This window comes from Azospirillum mesophilum, from assembly GCF_053470405.2.
In genome coordinates, this window is sequence record NZ_JBPXMQ020000007.1 from 138587 (window position 1) to 152497 (window position 13911).

Genomic DNA, 13911 nt, shown 5'->3' on the forward strand with positions numbered 1-13911 from the left:
TATGGCTGACACCTACAAGGTCGATGGCATGACCTGCGGCGGCTGCGCCCGCTCGGTCACCAACGCGATCACAAAAGTCGCCCCGGACGCCAAGGTCGCGGTGGACCTGACCGCCGGCACGGTCTCCGTGGATGGCGGCGTTCCCGCCGACACGGTGAAGAAGGCGGTCGAGGGCGCCGGCTTCGATTTCGGTGGTCAGGCGGCCTGAGCGGCGCGGCGGGTCGTTCGCGCCCGCCAGACCAGCACCCCGCCGGCCCAGGCCAGCGACACCACCAGCGCGGCGCTCAGCGCCGCCGCCCGGCCGAGCGGTTCCGCCAGCAGATGCGCGGTCAGCAGCATCAGCCCGAAACCGGGGTTGGTGATCAACGCCGAGCGCATCGCGGCGGCGACGGCCGCGCCGCCCAACCTCTGATGCAGGATCACCGTCAGGCTGGTCAGCGCGATGGGGTAGATGGCCGCGATGCCCGTGGCCGCCGGGCCGATGACGTGGCTGAGAGTCGTCACCGCCGCGACCAGCACCCCGACCAGCACCGCCCGCGCCGGGATGTCGTACCAGCGCGGGCCGGCCTTCTTCAGCGGCGCGTCCTGCCGCCGTCCGCGCACGAGCAGGTAAGCCATCCCATAGCAGGCGAGGTCCAGGAGAATCGCCGCAGGCAAGGTCCAGTCGGCGGCCGACCGCAGCGCGACGGCGATTCCGATCCACAGCGCCGAACTGGCGAGCACCGTGACGGCCATGCCATGGCGCGGCGCGATGCGCACCAGTGAGGCCAGGAACAGGATCATCGCCCCGTTGCTGACGTAGCTCGACAGGGCGCTGGCCGCGATGAAGCGGTCGTCATGCTCGATGGCGAGCAGCACATAGGCCGGCCCAGTGGAGACGGGCAGGGTGGAGATCACCCCGCCGAAGAAGGGGCCGAGCCGTTCCGAGGCGATGGAGGCGGCAACGACGACCACGGCCGCCGCCGCGACCTTCACAAGCAGCGGCAGCAGAACCGCATCGAATTCCATGACGGGTGGGAAGGTGTCAGCGCGAAGAGGTTTCGCGCACCGTTTCCTCGGCGGCGCGGATCAGGGCCATCGACTTGTTGACCGTCTCCTGATACTCGGCCTCCGGGTCACTGTCGGCGACCACGCCGCCGCCCGCCTGGACATACATCATGCCGTCCTTCAGCACGGCGGTGCGCAGCGCGATGCAGGTGTCCATGGCGCCCGACGCGCCGAAATAGCCCACACAGCCGGCGTAGACGCCGCGGCGGGCTTTTTCCAGCTCGTCGATGATCTCCATGGCGCGGACCTTCGGCGCGCCCGACACCGTGCCGGCCGGGAAGCCCGCCACCAGCGCGTCGAGCGCGTCGTGCTTCGGGTCAAGCTCGCCTTCGACGTTGGAGACGATGTGCATGACGTGGCTGTACAGCTCCACGATCATCTTCTGCGTGACCTTGACCGTGCCGACCTTGGCCACGCGGCCCACGTCGTTGCGGCCGAGGTCCAGCAGCATCAGATGCTCGGCCAGTTCCTTGGGATCGCTCAGCAGATCCTCGGCCAGCGCCTGGTCCTCCGCCGGGGTGGCGCCGCGCTTGCGGGTGCCGGCGATGGGGCGGATCGTCACCTTGCCGTCGCGCACGCGCACCAGGATTTCCGGGCTGGAGCCAACGATGGTCAGGTCGCCGAAGTCGCAGTGGAACAGGAAGGGCGACGGGTTCAGGCGGCGCAGCGTGCGGTACAGCGCCAGCGGCGACGGCTTGAAGGGGAAGCGGATGCGCTGCGAGGGCACGACCTGAAAGATGTCGCCGGCGCGGATGTACTCCTTCGCCCGCTCCACGATGGCGTGATACTCCTCGCGCGTCGTGTTGGAGGTCCAGGCGAGCGGCAGGCCGTTCTGGGTGCGCGGCTCCCGCCGGTGGGGCAGGGGGCGCTCCAGGTCGGTGACGGCATCGGCCAGACGCTCCCGCGCGTCGCCAAAGGCCGCGTGCGAATCGACGCCCGGCTTCGGCCAGACCGAGGTGACCAGCGTCACCGAATCGGTGTGGCTGTCGAAGATGGCGACGATGCTCGGGCGCGTCAGTATGGCGTCGGGGATGCCCAGCTCGTCCGGGTTGTCGTCCGGCAGCTTTTCCATCAGCCGGACCATGTCGTAGGTCAGGTACCCGAACAGGCCGGCGGCCATGGGCGGCAGCTCGGCGGGCAGGTCGATCCGGCTTTCGTTGATCAGGGCGCGCAGCGACTCCAGCGGAGCAGCGTCCAATGGCTCGTAAGCGTCGGCGTCGTGCAGGGCGTGCCGGTTGATCTCCGCCCGGTCGCGGCGGCAGCGCCAGACGAGGTCCGGCTTGAAGCCGATCACCGAATAGCGGTCACGGCGCGACCCGGCCCCGCGCTCCGCCGACTCCAGCAGGAAGCCGAAGGGACGGCCGTCGGCCAGCTTCATGTAGGCGGAGACGGGCGTTTCCAGGTCGCTCACCAGCGTGGTCCACACCACCTGCGGCTTGCCGGCCGAATAAGCGGTGTCGAAGGCGGTGAATTCCGGCTGAACCTTCACGGGACGGACCCTCAATCAAGAAGCTGGTGTGTGCGGATTACGGACAATCGCATCTGGAGGCAAGATTCCATCCGTAAAACCATCGTCATCCCCGCGAAGGCGGGGATCCAGGGCTTTGCACGACGTGTACCTACGGAAAGCTCTGGATCCCCGCCTTCGCGGGGATGACGGGTGTCTTACGATCCAAAGGCTTTCTCCATATGCGATTGCCTTGGTTCGTGATTACTGGCCACCGGCGGCGAAGAACTGGTCGATTCGGCTGCGGTGGACCTCCACCGGGTACTGCGTGCGCAGGGCGTTGCCGAACTGGGCCATGATGTCGCTTTCCAGCCCCTGGGCGACGGTGCTCTCCACGGTCGCGACGGTGGCGTCGGTGGCCTTCGGGTCGGCCGGAATGACCTCCTTCAGGCGGGCGACGACCTGGGCGTCGGCGGTGGAGCCGGTGACGACCTCGCCCGGCTTGGCGTCGAACAGCTTGCGCACCAGCTCGGCCGGGACGCCCTCGACGCTCTTGGCGTCGCGGGCGAAGGGCGTGGTCATGGCGAACTTGCCGCCGGACTGGGTGGCGAGCGTCTGCGCGGCGCCCTCCGCACCCAGCTTCAGCTTGCCCGCGACCTCCTGCGCCTTGTCGGCGGCGAGCTTGGCGCGTTTCTCCTCCTGCCAGCCGGCGACGACCTCGTTGCGGACGTCGGCCAGCGGCTTGACCTTGGCCGGAGTCACGCCGTCCACGCGCACGGCGAAGAAGACGTTGTTGGCGCCCTCCGTCAGGCTGGAGGTGGCGCCCGACGCGAGCTGGAAGGCGGCCTTCAGCATGTTCGGCAGGTCGGGCAGGCCGGGGGCGGCGTCCTTGCCGTCCGGCGCCTTGCCGTTGCTGTCCACGGCGGCGATCTTGGTCACCTTCAGGCCCTGGGCCTGCGCGACCTCGTCCAGCGACGCGCCGCTGGCGAGCTGGTCCTCGACACGGTTCGCGATGGAGTAGACGGAGTCGAGCGCCTTCTCCTTCTGCATCTCGGCGAGCAGTTGGCCGCGCACCTCATCGAAGCTCTTGGTGGCGCCCGGCTGGATGGCCGTCACGGTCAGGACGTGCCAGCCGAGTCCGCTCTTGTACGGCCCGCCGACGGCGCCCTGGGCCAGCCCGAAGGCGGCATCGCCCAGTTCCGGCAGCTCGTTGCGGCCAACGTTGTCGAGCGTGATGGTGTCCGCACCCGCCTCCTTGGCGGCGGCGGAGAGGCCCTTGGTCTTGGCGGCCTCGGCGATCTGCTTGGCCTTCGCCTCGTCGTCGATCAGCACCATGTCGATGGTGCGGCGCTCCGGCGTGCCGAACTCCGACGCGCGCTCCTCGTAGGCGGCGCGGAGCTGGTCGTCGGGAATCTGGATGTCCTTGGCGAGCGCGTCGGCGGACAGCTGCGCGACGCTCAGCGCGCGGTATTCCGGCGCGGTGAATCGGACCTGATGGTCCTCGTAATAGCGGGTCAACTCCGCGTCGTCGGGCACGCCGACGTCGCCGACGCTGGCGTTCGGCAGGGTGATGACCTCCGCCACGCGCTTCTCGCCGCGATAGCGATAGAGGTCCTCGACCAGCGGCTTCGGCGGGGTGACGCCCGCGCCGACCGCGCCGGCCACCAGCTCGCGCGCGGTCTCGCGGCGCAGGATGGCGACGTAGCCGTCCTCGGTCAGCTGGTTGTTGCGCAGCACGCTGCGGAACAGGGCGGGGTCGAACTGGCCCTGCGGGTTGCGGAAGGCCGGCTCGTCGGCGATGCGCTGCTTGACCACCTCCGGCCCGACGGCGATGCCGGCATCGCGCGCCGCCTGATCGTACAGCGCGCGCTGCACCAGCGCCGACAGCGACTGGTCCAGCAGGCCGAACTGGCGCGCCTGCTCCAGCGTCAGGTTGCCGCCCAGCATCGGGCGCAGCCGTTCGACCTGGCGGCGGAATTCCTGGTCCAGTTCGGCGCGGTCGATGTCCACCTTGCCGACCGAGGCGACGGTCGTGGAGATGCCGCCCTTGCGGATCACGTCGCCGATGCCCCAGATGCCGAAGCTCAGGATCAGGAACACGAACAGGATCTTGACGATCCACGAACCGGCGTAATTGCGGATGAACTGAAGCATGGTGTCCGAATGAATGCGCGGAATTCGGCCGGCCGGCCGGGCTGGGCATCATAGGCACCCCGCGAAAGCCCGGCAACACCCCATTTCCCCCGGCATTTTCCCCGCAAACGGGGCGGTCGGACGTGTGGAAAATGCCCGCACTCCTTGCTAGACAGGGGGCCTGGAGAGGGGCCGCATACCGCCCAACGAACATCGTCAACGAACGAAAACCGGAGGACCGAACCGCCATGGCCGCACGCCGCAAGCTGATTGCCGGAAACTGGAAGATGAATGGCCTGAAGGCCGACGGGCTCGCGCTGGCGTCGGATCTCGCCGGCCGGCTGAAGGGTGCGGGCGCCGTGCCGTTCGACATGCTGGTGTGCCCGCCGTTCCCGCTGCTGTTCCCGGTCGGCGAGGCGATCACGGACAGCCCGCTGGCGCTCGGCGCGCAGGACTGCCACGCCAAGACCTCCGGCGCGCACACCGGCGACGTCAGCCCGGTGATGCTGAAGGACGCCGGCTGCCGCTACGTCATCCTGGGCCATTCGGAGCGCCGCGCCGACCACGCCGAATCCGACGCTCAGGTCGCCGCCAAGGCCGCCGCCGCGCACAAGGAAGGCCTGATCGCCATCATCTGCGTCGGCGAGACGGAGCAGCAGCGCGACGCCGGCCAAGCCAACGCCGTCGTCTCCACCCAGCTCAAGGGCTCGATCCCCGAGGGCGCCACGGCCGCCAACACGGTCATCGCCTACGAGCCGGTGTGGGCCATCGGCACCGGCAAGACCGCCACGCCGGACGACGTGCGCGACATGCACGCCCACATCCGCGCCGAACTGGCCGGCAAGGTCGCCGACCCGGATGCGGTGCAGATCCTCTACGGCGGCTCGGTCAAGCCGGGCAACGCGGCGGAGCTGATGGCGGTCGACAACGTCGATGGCGCGCTGGTCGGCGGCGCCTCGCTGAAGGCGGACGATTTCTGGGCCATCGGCACCAGTTGCCGCTAGCATCTCGCGGCGGACCGCGCTAAATACAGTGGGCGCGCGCCACGGGCCCCTACCAAGGTCCGTGGCGCGCTGTTGGTTTGGGCGATCCTTCGCAGGGTCGTCGGGATGGCCTTAAGGGAACGGGTTGCATGGAATCGGTGATTCTGGTCATTCACCTGCTGATCGCTTTGGCGCTCGTCGGGGTTATCCTGATCCAGCGGTCGGAAGGCGGCGGTCTGGGCATCGGCGGCGGCAACATGGGCGGCATGATGACCACCCGCGGCACGGCCAACCTGCTGACGCGGACGACGGGCATCCTGGCCGGCTGCTTCATGGCGACCAGCCTGATCCTGGCGATCCTGGCCGGCACGCACACGAAGCCGGCCTCGATCATCGACACGCTTCCGGCACAGCCGGCGCCGGCCGCTCCCGCCCAGCCGGCCGCTCCGGCGCAGCCCGCCCCGCCCGTCGCCCAGTAATCTCGGCGCGGTCCCGGTCGGGTGTTGAACGAGAGGCGGCCTCCCCCGAAGCCGCCTCTTTCCTTTGGGGAACGTGTTTTGGACAGGCCAACTGTTCGATGCGCGGCCCTTCTCGGGGAACGGATCAGGCTCTGAAGGTCTTCGGACGGACATGACTCGCTACATCTTCATCACCGGTGGCGTCGTTTCCTCGCTGGGCAAAGGTCTGGCGTCGGCGGCGCTGGGGGCGCTTCTCCAGGCGCGCGGCTACAAGGTGCGGCTCCGCAAGCTGGACCCGTATCTGAACGTCGACCCCGGAACGATGAGCCCGTACCAGCACGGCGAGGTCTACGTGACCGACGACGGCGCTGAGACCGACCTCGACCTCGGCCATTACGAGCGCTTCACCGGCGTGGCCGCGCGCCGTGGCGACAACATCACCACGGGCCGCATCTATTCGACCGTGATCGCCAAGGAGCGCCGCGGCGACTATCTGGGCGCGACCGTGCAGGTGATTCCGCACGTCACCGACCAGATCAAGGACTTCATCCGCGCCGACACGGCGGACGAGGACTTTATCCTCTGCGAGATCGGCGGAACGGTCGGCGACATCGAGTCGACGCCCTTCCTGGAAGCCATCCGCCAGTTCGGCAACGAGGTCGGTCCGGAGAACGCTCTGTTCATCCACCTGACCCTGCTGCCCTACATCCCGACGGCGGGCGAGCTGAAGACCAAGCCGACCCAGCATTCCGTGAAGGAGTTGCTGGGCATGGGCATCCAGGCCAACATCCTGCTGTGCCGCGCCGACCGCCCGATCCCGGAGAACGAGCGCAAGAAGATCGCGCTGTTCTGCAACATCCGGCCGGAGCGCGTGATCGCGGCGCTGGACGTCGATTCGATCTACCAGGTGCCGATCAGCTACCACGAGGAAGGCTTCGACACCCAGGTGCTGCAGTATTTCGGCCTGCCGACCGACGGCAAGCCGGACCTGTCGCGCTGGACCAACATCATGGAGCGCGTGCGCAAGCCGCAGGGCGAGGTGACCATCGCCGTCGTCGGCAAGTACACGAGCCTGCTCGACAGCTACAAGTCTCTGGCCGAGGCCCTGACCCACGGCGGCATCGCCAACAACGTCAAGGTCAAGCTGGACTGGATCGACTCGGAAATCTTTGAGGACGACACCGCCGTCCAGAAGCTGGAGAACGTGCACGGCATCCTGGTGCCGGGCGGCTTCGGCTCCCGCGGGACCGAGGGCAAGATCCGCGCGGCCCAGTTCGCGCGCGAGCGCAAGGTGCCGTATTTCGGGATTTGCTTCGGCATGCAGATGGCGGTGATCGAGGCGGCGCGGAACCTCGCGGGCATCGTCGACGCCGGTTCGACCGAGCTGGGCAAGCCCGGCAACCCGGTCGTCGGCCTGATGACCGAGTGGATGCGCGGCAACATGCTGGAGAAGCGCACGGAGGGCACCGACCTCGGCGGCACCATGCGCCTCGGCACCTACCCGGCCAAGCTGATTCCCGGCAGCAAGGTCGCGGAGGTCTACGGCGCCACCGACATCACCGAGCGGCACCGCCACCGCTACGAGGTGAACGTCTACTACAAGGAGCGGCTGGAGAAGGTCGGTATGCTGTTCTCGGGCCTGTCGCCCGACGGCGAACTGCCGGAAATCGTCGAACTCCCGGACCACCCCTGGTTCATCGGCGTGCAGTTCCACCCGGAACTGAAGTCCAAGCCCTTCGACCCGCACCCGCTCTTCACCTCCTTCATCAAGGCGGCGATCGAGCAGAGCCGGCTGGTCTGATCCGTCCGGATGGGGGAGGGACTTCCTCCCCCGCGCGCGCCTGTTTCCCGTTTCCCGTGGGTATAGTGAAGACGGCGGCCGAACCAACGGCCGCCGTTTTTTCGCATCGGGCCCGTTTTTCGCATCGGGAGGGTGAGGCATGAGCGACATCAGCATTCCGGCCGCCGACGGCGGCAGCTTTTCCGCCTATGTGGCCAAGCCTGCGTCGGGGCCGGCGCCGGGCCTTGTCGTGATCCAGGAAATCTTCGGGGTGAACACGGTCATGCGCGACCTGTGCGACGGCTTCGCCGCGCAGGGCTACCTCGCCGTCTGCCCCGACCTGTTCTGGCGCCAGCAGCCGGGCATCCAGCTGACCGACAAGAGCCAGGAGGAGTGGAACCGCGCCTTCGAACTGATGAACGGCATGGACCAGGGCAAGGCGGTGGAGGACCTGAAGGCAACGCTCGCGTGGCTGCGCCAGAGCCCGGACTGCACGGGGAAGGCGGGCTCCGTCGGTTACTGCCTCGGCGGGCGGCTGGCCTTCATGATGGCGACCCGCTCCGATTCGGACGCCAACGTCAGCTACTACGGCGTCGGGCTGGACAGTCTAGTGGGCGAGGTTCCGAACATCCGGAAGCCCCTGCTGATGCACATCGCCGAGCAAGACAAGTTCGTCCCGCCCGACGCGCGGGAGAAGGTTCTGGCCGCGGTGAAGGGCAATCCCAACGTCACCGCCCACGTCTATCCCGGCGTCAACCACGCCTTCGCCCGCGTCGGCGGCGAGCATTACGACCAGAAGACCGCCGACCTCGCCAACGGTCGCACTGCGGCCTTCTTCAAGCAGCATATGGGCTGAGCATGGTCAGGAGCGGCCAGGAACCGTAGGTTGGGTTGAGCGCACGCGAAACCCAACAGCGCTGGCGGAGCGGCGCGCGTTGGGTTGCGCTGCGCTCAACCCAACCTACGGTTCCATCTTGCGCGATGGTCCAAGGGACTCGACAGCGGCCAGCGCCTCCATCATGAATGGGCCTCCTCTGATAGTACCCGTCTCAAAGTCCCCTTCGGAGTTTCCGCCATGACCGCCCCTCGCGCCGTCCAGATCGGCAACCTGACCATCGCCAACGATCGGCCCTTCACGCTGATCGCCGGCCCGTGCCAGATGGAAAGCCGCGATCACGCGCTGGAGATGGCGGCGGCGCTGGTGGAGATGACCGGCAAGCTGGGCATCGGCCTGATCTACAAGTCCTCCTTCGACAAGGCCAACCGTACCTCCATCGCCACCGCGCGCGGCCTCGGCATGGACAAGGCGCTGCCGATCTTCGCCGAGGTGCGGGAGCGGTTCGGCTGCCCCGTCATCACCGACGTGCATGAGTCCGAACAGTGCGCCCCGGTGGCCGAGGCGGTGGACGTGCTGCAGATCCCGGCCTTCCTGTGCCGGCAGACCGACCTGCTGGTCGCGGCGGCCAAGACCGGGCGGGCGGTGAACGTGAAGAAGGGCCAGTTCCTCGCCCCCTGGGACATGAAGAACGTCGCCGCCAAGCTGGTCGCGTCGGGCAACGAAAAGGTGCTGCTGTGCGAGCGCGGCGCCAGCTTCGGCTACAACACGCTGGTGTCGGACATGCGCGCCCTGCCGATCATGGCGGAGACGGGCTTCCCCGTGGTGTTCGACGCCACCCATTCCGTCCAGCAGCCGGGCGGGCAGGGGACGACCTCCGGCGGCCAGCGGGAGTTCGTGCCGGTGCTGGCCCGCGCCGCCATCGCGGTGGGCGTGGCCGCCGTCTTCATGGAGACGCACGAGAACCCCGACTGTGCCCCCAGCGACGGCCCGAACATGGTCCCGCTGAAGGAGATGCCGGCCCTCCTGGCCCGCCTCCAGGCCTTCGACCGCCTCGCGAAGTCGTAAAAAGGCGAGAATCCATGGCGTCGGGAACGTCTCCGGGTCGGGAGGCGTTGCCTTGGCATCGCGAGCGCCGCGCTTACGGTGGAGCGCTCGCGAGTGTCCAGATATGGAGGACGCCATGAAGCTGACCCGCCTCTGCGCCATCGCCGCCATCGGAGCCCTGATCGCCGTTCCGGCGCTGGCGCAATCGACGACAACCAGCCCCTCCACGACCACCCGGACGCAGCCCGCGTCACCGCCCGTGCCGCAGGCGAAGCCCATGCCGCCGGGCACCAGCGGATCGACGGCCGCGCCGTCCACCGCGACCGGCTCCGGCGCTTCGACCTCGAAGTCCAAGGTCATCGACATCAATTCGGCCAGCAAGGACGAACTGATGACGTTGCCGGGCATCGGCGAGGCACGCTCCGACGCCATCGTCAAGAACCGCCCCTACCGCTCGAAGGACGAGCTGGTGAGCAAGAAGATCGTCCCGTCGAACGTCTACAGCGGGATCAAGGACCAGATCGCGGCGGTGGGCGGCAGCAAGAACACCGCAGCGGCCGGTCAGGTCAAGAAGTGATGGGAGACAATCGTAGGTTGGGTTGAGGCGCAGCCGAAACCCAACACAGGGCGCAATGCCGACGATGTTGGGTTTCGCTTGCGCTCAACCCAACCTACGATGTGACTGACTTACAGGCTGAAGCTCCGGTAGGTGAACGGCACCTGATCCGTTCCGCCGTCGGTCGCCGTGATCCCGGCGAGCAGGCCATGGTGGTCGGACAGCTCGCACACCGGGTCGGCGTTGTCGGCGTTGCCAGTGAGCGCCAGCGCCTGACAGCGGCAGCCGCCCCAGTCGACCTCCTTCTGGTCGCAGCTTCGGCAGGGCTTGGGCATCCAGTCGGTGCCGCGGTAGCGCTGGAAGGCGGCGGAGTTCGCCCAGATGTCGCCAAGCGACCGCTCGGTCACGCTGTCGAAGGCCATGCCGGGGATGGTCTCGGCGGCGTGGCAGGGCAGGGCCTTGCCGCTGGGGGAGACGTTCATGAACTTGCGGCCCCAGCCGCCCATGCAGGCCTTCGGCCGCTTGCCGTAATAGTCGGGCACCACGTAATCCACAACCAGCCGGCCCTTCAGCTCCGGCAGGCGGGCGCGCACGGCCTCGTCCATGCGGATCAGCTGCTCGTGTGTGGGCATCAGCGCGCCGCGATTCTTCAGCGCCCATCCGTAATACTGGACGTTGGCGATCTCGATGCGCCCGGCCTTCAGGTCCAGCGCGAGGTCGATGAAGTCGTCGACCCGGTCGATGTTGTGGCGCTGGACGATGGCGTTGACCGTCAGCGCGAGGCCGAGGTCGGTGACGTCGCGCGCCACCTCCAGCTTCTTCGGATGGCCGCCCGGAAAGCCGCTGATGAGTTCGGCCTTCGGGGCAACGGTGTCCTGGAAACCGATCTGCACATGCTGGAGCCCGGCATCGCGCAGCCGCTCCAGCCGCGCCCGGTCGAGCAGCACGGCCGAGGTGATGAGGTTGCTGTACAGCCCCACCCGCGTGGCGTGCTGGATAAGCTGCTCCAGATCCTTGCGCGCCGTCGGCTCGCCGCCCGAGAAATGCACCTGGATGACGCCCAGGTCGGCGGCCTCGTCCAGCACGCGGCACCACGTTTCCGTGTCCAGTTCCTTGCTTGCCGGGTCGAGGGCAAGGGGGTTGGAGCAGTAGACGCAGCGCAGCGGGCAGCGGTGGGTCAACTCCGCCAGGATGGCCAGCGGCGGCTCAAGTCCGGTCGTGGGGCCACAGGTGCTCATCGGGTCAGGAACCCCTTCGCGATCATGTCGGTCAGCACGTCCAGCACATCGGTGGCGATTTCGTCGCGCGGCGCGTCGAACTGCCGGGCCAGCGCGTCGATGGCCTCCCGCACCGTCACCGGTGGGGCGCCGGTCGCGGCGCGCACCACGTCGAGCGCGATCTCGTCCAGGACCAGCACGCGCTCCGGCCCCAGCAGTTGCCATTGGTCGCGCGTCCGGTCCTGGCGGAGCATGACGCCGGGTGCGAGGCGCACCCGGTCGTCTTCGGTCACGCCGGCCCCGGTCATGGGCCCGCTCATCGCGTGTAGACCGTCGGCTCCATGTCGTCCGGCACGAAGGCGCCGGGCGGGATGAGGCCGGGCGAGACGTAGGCGTGGTGCAGGGCGTCCAGCTGCGCCCACAGAAGCTCCGCCTTGTGGCGGAGCGCGGCGATCACTTGCTGCTGCTGCTCCGGCGTGCGGGCGTTGTCGAGCACGTACTGCAGCCCGAACTCCACGTCGCGCGGCGCCTCGTCCAGGCGCTTGCGGAAGTAGGAGAGAGTGGCGTCGTTGGCAAAGGCGTAATAGGCCTCGAAGCCCGCGATCCGCTCCCGGTGGATGGCCGGGGCGAACAGCTCCGTCAGGGAGGAGGCGATGGCCTCCAGCGTGCTCTTGGTCGAGACGAAGTTGACGTAGGAGTCCACGGCGTAGCGGGTCGCCGGCAGGATGCCCTTCAGCGAGCAGACATAGTCGCGGTCCAGGCCCAGCCCGTCGGTCAGGCGCAGCCAGCGCTCGATGCCGCCGACCTTGCCTTCCTCGCGCTGCCGGCTCTCGCCGAAGCCGTCGTGGTCGAGCACGCGCTGGATCCAGGCGCGGCGCAGGGCGGGGTCGTCCATGCGCGCCATCAGCGCCAGATCCTTCTTCGGGATCGAGACCTGATAATAGAAGCGGTTCAGCGCCCAGGCCTGGACCTGTCCGCGCTTCAGCTTGCCGCCGTGCAGCAGTTTGTGGAACGGGTGCAAATCATGGTACTGGCGTTCGCCAATGGCGCGCAGTTCGCTCTCCAGTTCCTCGCGCGACAGCAGTCTGGTCATAGGGTGAACTCCATCCCGTCTTGAGCGATCTCCCAGCCGGCACCTTCAGCCGCGGCTCGTTCGGGCGAGTCGTCAAGCAGTGCCGGATTGGTATTGTTTATATGCACGAAAACCTTGCGGCGCACGCCCAGCCCGGCGAAGGCGGCGATGGAGCCCTCCGGCCCGGACATCGCCATGTGGCCCATGCGCTGGCCGGTCTTGGTCCCGGTGCCGGCGCGGATCATCTCGTCGTCGGTCCAGGTGGTGCCGTCGAACAGAACCAGCGCCGCGCCGCGCAGCCGGTCGGCCAGCCAGCCGGGCATGGCCGAACAGCCGGGAATGTAGAAGAACTCCGCGTCGCTGCCGGTGTCGCGGATGCGCAAAGCCACCGTGTCTTCCGCGACCGAGCCGAAGCCGGCGGCCGACGGATCCTCCAGATACAGCGCGATCTTGCCCGGAACGGCGAAGGCCTCGATCTCAAAGGGCAGGGGAACGCCGTCCGCGTCTGCCGGAACATAGGGCTTGTCCAGCGCCACCGTGCGGCGCGGCACCAGCTCCGGGTTCACCACGCGGAAGACGGAATTGGCGGCGAGCACCTTGTGCACCCGCTCCGTCGCGTAGATGGCGAAGGGCTGGGACTCGCGCAGGGTCAGCAGGCCCGCGACATGGTCGATGTCGGCGTTGGTCAGGACCGCCGCGGAGATGGGGCTGTGGCGGATGCCGGCCTGGGGGTGCAGGGCCGGGTTCGCCAGAATCTGGTGGCCGAGGTCGGGCGAAGCGTTCAGCAGCGCCCAGCGGCCATCGCCGCCGCTGACGGCCAGCGACGACTGGGTGCGCGGCTTGGCCGCTGGATCGCCGGAGCGGGCGCGGCGGCAGCCCTCGCAATTGCAGTTCCATTGCGGAAACCCGCCGCCCGCCGCGGAGCCGAGGACCAGGATCTTCAGCATGGGGTCATTTCCCCTTCAAAAGGCGTCAGGCAACGGGTTTCGCACAAGGGTCGCCGCGCTCAGAGGCGGGCGCAGGCGTAGGCGTTGATTTCGGTGCCGACGGCGATCTCGACGATCTGGGGCTTGCGCCAGGTCTTCATGCTGCGTTCCTCCGCGTGGGGTTGCCCTTGGGATGCCCTTGGGGGGTGGCCTTGGGGGCGGTCCGTTCGCCGGCTGGCGAACAGTAGAACGCTAAGGTTCGGGGCGGAGCGGGTCTATGCGACTTTGGAAGGAGGCGCCCGTCGCAACCGGGTAGGACGATGTATCCGTCCGACGGTCCTGCCCCGTCGCCTTTTCCGTCCCTGCGGCCTTGCATCCCCTGTTCCGGGGGGGTATCAAGCCCGCGCGCT

General features: G+C 68.2%; 15 protein-coding genes. 7 read left to right on the plus strand and 8 right to left on the minus strand.

Translation table 11 applies throughout. The annotated features are described in order from the left end of the window. Position 1: 1 nt before the first annotated feature. Positions 2 to 208: a heavy-metal-associated domain-containing protein gene (locus ACSVC7_RS10225; protein ID WP_448202904.1), complete on the plus strand. Its 207-nt coding sequence runs from the start codon at positions 2 to 4 to the stop codon at positions 206 to 208. On the opposite strand, the gene ACSVC7_RS10230 is transcribed toward ACSVC7_RS10225, so the two are convergent. From ACSVC7_RS10230 to ACSVC7_RS10240, 3 genes are all read right to left on the minus strand, one after another. Beyond that, the gene (locus tag ACSVC7_RS10230; RefSeq protein WP_448202903.1) at positions 196 to 1008 is read right to left on the minus strand and encodes a hypothetical protein; all 813 of its coding nucleotides are present in this window, start codon (positions 1006 to 1008) and stop codon (positions 196 to 198) included. The genes ACSVC7_RS10225 and ACSVC7_RS10230 overlap by 13 nt on opposite strands. Before the next feature lie 16 nt (positions 1009 to 1024). Further along, a complete protein-coding gene (trpE, locus tag ACSVC7_RS10235) occupies positions 1025 to 2536 on the minus strand; it encodes an anthranilate synthase component I (protein ID WP_448202902.1) in 1512 nt (503 codons plus the stop codon). Positions 2537 to 2758: 222 nt separating this feature from the next. Next, positions 2759 to 4648: a SurA N-terminal domain-containing protein gene (locus ACSVC7_RS10240; RefSeq protein WP_448202901.1), complete on the minus strand. Its 1890-nt coding sequence runs from the start codon at positions 4646 to 4648 to the stop codon at positions 2759 to 2761. 227 nt (positions 4649 to 4875) lie between these two features. Here ACSVC7_RS10240 and tpiA point away from each other — a divergent pair, with 227 nt between their 5' ends. The 6 genes from tpiA (at position 4876) to ACSVC7_RS10270 (ending at position 10307) form a co-directional block, all read left to right on the plus strand. Beyond that, a complete protein-coding gene (gene tpiA / locus ACSVC7_RS10245) occupies positions 4876 to 5631 on the plus strand; it encodes a triose-phosphate isomerase (RefSeq protein WP_448202900.1) in 756 nt (251 codons plus the stop codon). Between the two features lie 128 nt (positions 5632 to 5759). Beyond that, positions 5760 to 6089 carry a preprotein translocase subunit SecG gene (gene secG, locus ACSVC7_RS10250; RefSeq protein WP_448202899.1) on the plus strand — a complete coding sequence of 110 codons (330 nt, stop codon included), beginning with the start codon at positions 5760 to 5762 and terminating at the stop codon, positions 6087 to 6089. A 151-nt stretch (positions 6090 to 6240) separates the two neighbouring features. Further along, positions 6241 to 7869: a CTP synthase gene (pyrG, locus tag ACSVC7_RS10255; RefSeq protein ID WP_448202898.1), complete on the plus strand. Its 1629-nt coding sequence runs from the start codon at positions 6241 to 6243 to the stop codon at positions 7867 to 7869. A 139-nt stretch (positions 7870 to 8008) separates the two neighbouring features. Continuing rightward, positions 8009 to 8704 (plus strand): dienelactone hydrolase family protein, encoded by a 696-nt coding sequence (locus ACSVC7_RS10260; protein WP_448202897.1) that lies wholly within the window; start codon positions 8009 to 8011, stop codon positions 8702 to 8704. 219 nt (positions 8705 to 8923) lie between these two features. Then, the gene (gene kdsA, locus ACSVC7_RS10265; protein WP_448202896.1) at positions 8924 to 9751 is read left to right on the plus strand and encodes a 3-deoxy-8-phosphooctulonate synthase; all 828 of its coding nucleotides are present in this window, start codon (positions 8924 to 8926) and stop codon (positions 9749 to 9751) included. Positions 9752 to 9866: 115 nt separating this feature from the next. Continuing rightward, entirely contained in the window at positions 9867 to 10307 is a 441-nt protein-coding gene (locus ACSVC7_RS10270; RefSeq protein WP_448202895.1) for a ComEA family DNA-binding protein, read from the plus strand. Positions 10308 to 10417: 110 nt separating this feature from the next. Here the strand turns inward: ACSVC7_RS10270 and pqqE are convergent, their stop codons facing one another. From pqqE to pqqA, 5 genes are read right to left on the minus strand one after another with little or no spacing between them, the layout of a single operon-like run. Next, positions 10418 to 11524: a pyrroloquinoline quinone biosynthesis protein PqqE gene (pqqE, locus tag ACSVC7_RS10275; protein WP_448202894.1), complete on the minus strand. Its 1107-nt coding sequence runs from the start codon at positions 11522 to 11524 to the stop codon at positions 10418 to 10420. After that, positions 11521 to 11811 (minus strand): pyrroloquinoline quinone biosynthesis peptide chaperone PqqD, encoded by a 291-nt coding sequence (gene pqqD / locus ACSVC7_RS10280; protein ID WP_448202893.1) that lies wholly within the window; start codon positions 11809 to 11811, stop codon positions 11521 to 11523. The genes pqqE and pqqD overlap by 4 nt, the downstream gene beginning before the upstream one ends. An 8-nt stretch (positions 11812 to 11819) precedes the next feature. Continuing rightward, a complete protein-coding gene (gene pqqC / locus ACSVC7_RS10285) occupies positions 11820 to 12596 on the minus strand; it encodes a pyrroloquinoline-quinone synthase PqqC (RefSeq protein ID WP_448202892.1) in 777 nt (258 codons plus the stop codon). Next, positions 12593 to 13522: a pyrroloquinoline quinone biosynthesis protein PqqB gene (pqqB, locus tag ACSVC7_RS10290; RefSeq protein ID WP_448202891.1), complete on the minus strand. Its 930-nt coding sequence runs from the start codon at positions 13520 to 13522 to the stop codon at positions 12593 to 12595. Before pqqB ends, pqqC begins: the two co-directional genes overlap by 4 nt. Before the next feature lie 59 nt (positions 13523 to 13581). Then, on the minus strand, positions 13582 to 13662 hold the full coding sequence (gene pqqA, locus ACSVC7_RS10295) for a pyrroloquinoline quinone precursor peptide PqqA (protein ID WP_014240199.1): 81 nt from the start codon (positions 13660 to 13662) through the stop codon (positions 13582 to 13584). Positions 13663 to 13911: the final 249 nt, after the last annotated feature.

Excerpts from the sequence above, each read along its gene's own strand:
- kdsA (WP_448202896.1), top strand. The coding sequence starts at position 8,924 with ATGACCGCCCCTCGCGCCGTCCAGATCGGCAACCTGACCATCGCCAAC.
- ACSVC7_RS10225 (WP_448202904.1), top strand. The coding sequence starts at position 2 with ATGGCTGACACCTACAAGGTCGATGGCATGACCTGCGGCGGCTGCGCC.
- ACSVC7_RS10270 (WP_448202895.1), top strand. The coding sequence starts at position 9,867 with ATGAAGCTGACCCGCCTCTGCGCCATCGCCGCCATCGGAGCCCTGATC.
- pqqE (WP_448202894.1), bottom strand. The coding sequence starts at position 11,524 with ATGAGCACCTGTGGCCCCACGACCGGACTTGAGCCGCCGCTGGCCATC.
- secG (WP_448202899.1), top strand. The coding sequence starts at position 5,760 with ATGGAATCGGTGATTCTGGTCATTCACCTGCTGATCGCTTTGGCGCTC.
- ACSVC7_RS10240 (WP_448202901.1), bottom strand. The coding sequence starts at position 4,648 with ATGCTTCAGTTCATCCGCAATTACGCCGGTTCGTGGATCGTCAAGATC.
- pyrG (WP_448202898.1), top strand. The coding sequence starts at position 6,241 with ATGACTCGCTACATCTTCATCACCGGTGGCGTCGTTTCCTCGCTGGGC.
- pqqB (WP_448202891.1), bottom strand. The coding sequence starts at position 13,522 with ATGCTGAAGATCCTGGTCCTCGGCTCCGCGGCGGGCGGCGGGTTTCCG.
- pqqC (WP_448202892.1), bottom strand. The coding sequence starts at position 12,596 with ATGACCAGACTGCTGTCGCGCGAGGAACTGGAGAGCGAACTGCGCGCC.
- ACSVC7_RS10260 (WP_448202897.1), top strand. The coding sequence starts at position 8,009 with ATGAGCGACATCAGCATTCCGGCCGCCGACGGCGGCAGCTTTTCCGCC.
- tpiA (WP_448202900.1), top strand. The coding sequence starts at position 4,876 with ATGGCCGCACGCCGCAAGCTGATTGCCGGAAACTGGAAGATGAATGGC.
- pqqA (WP_014240199.1), bottom strand. The coding sequence starts at position 13,662 with ATGAAGACCTGGCGCAAGCCCCAGATCGTCGAGATCGCCGTCGGCACC.
- ACSVC7_RS10230 (WP_448202903.1), bottom strand. The coding sequence starts at position 1,008 with ATGGAATTCGATGCGGTTCTGCTGCCGCTGCTTGTGAAGGTCGCGGCG.
- pqqD (WP_448202893.1), bottom strand. The coding sequence starts at position 11,811 with ATGACCGGGGCCGGCGTGACCGAAGACGACCGGGTGCGCCTCGCACCC.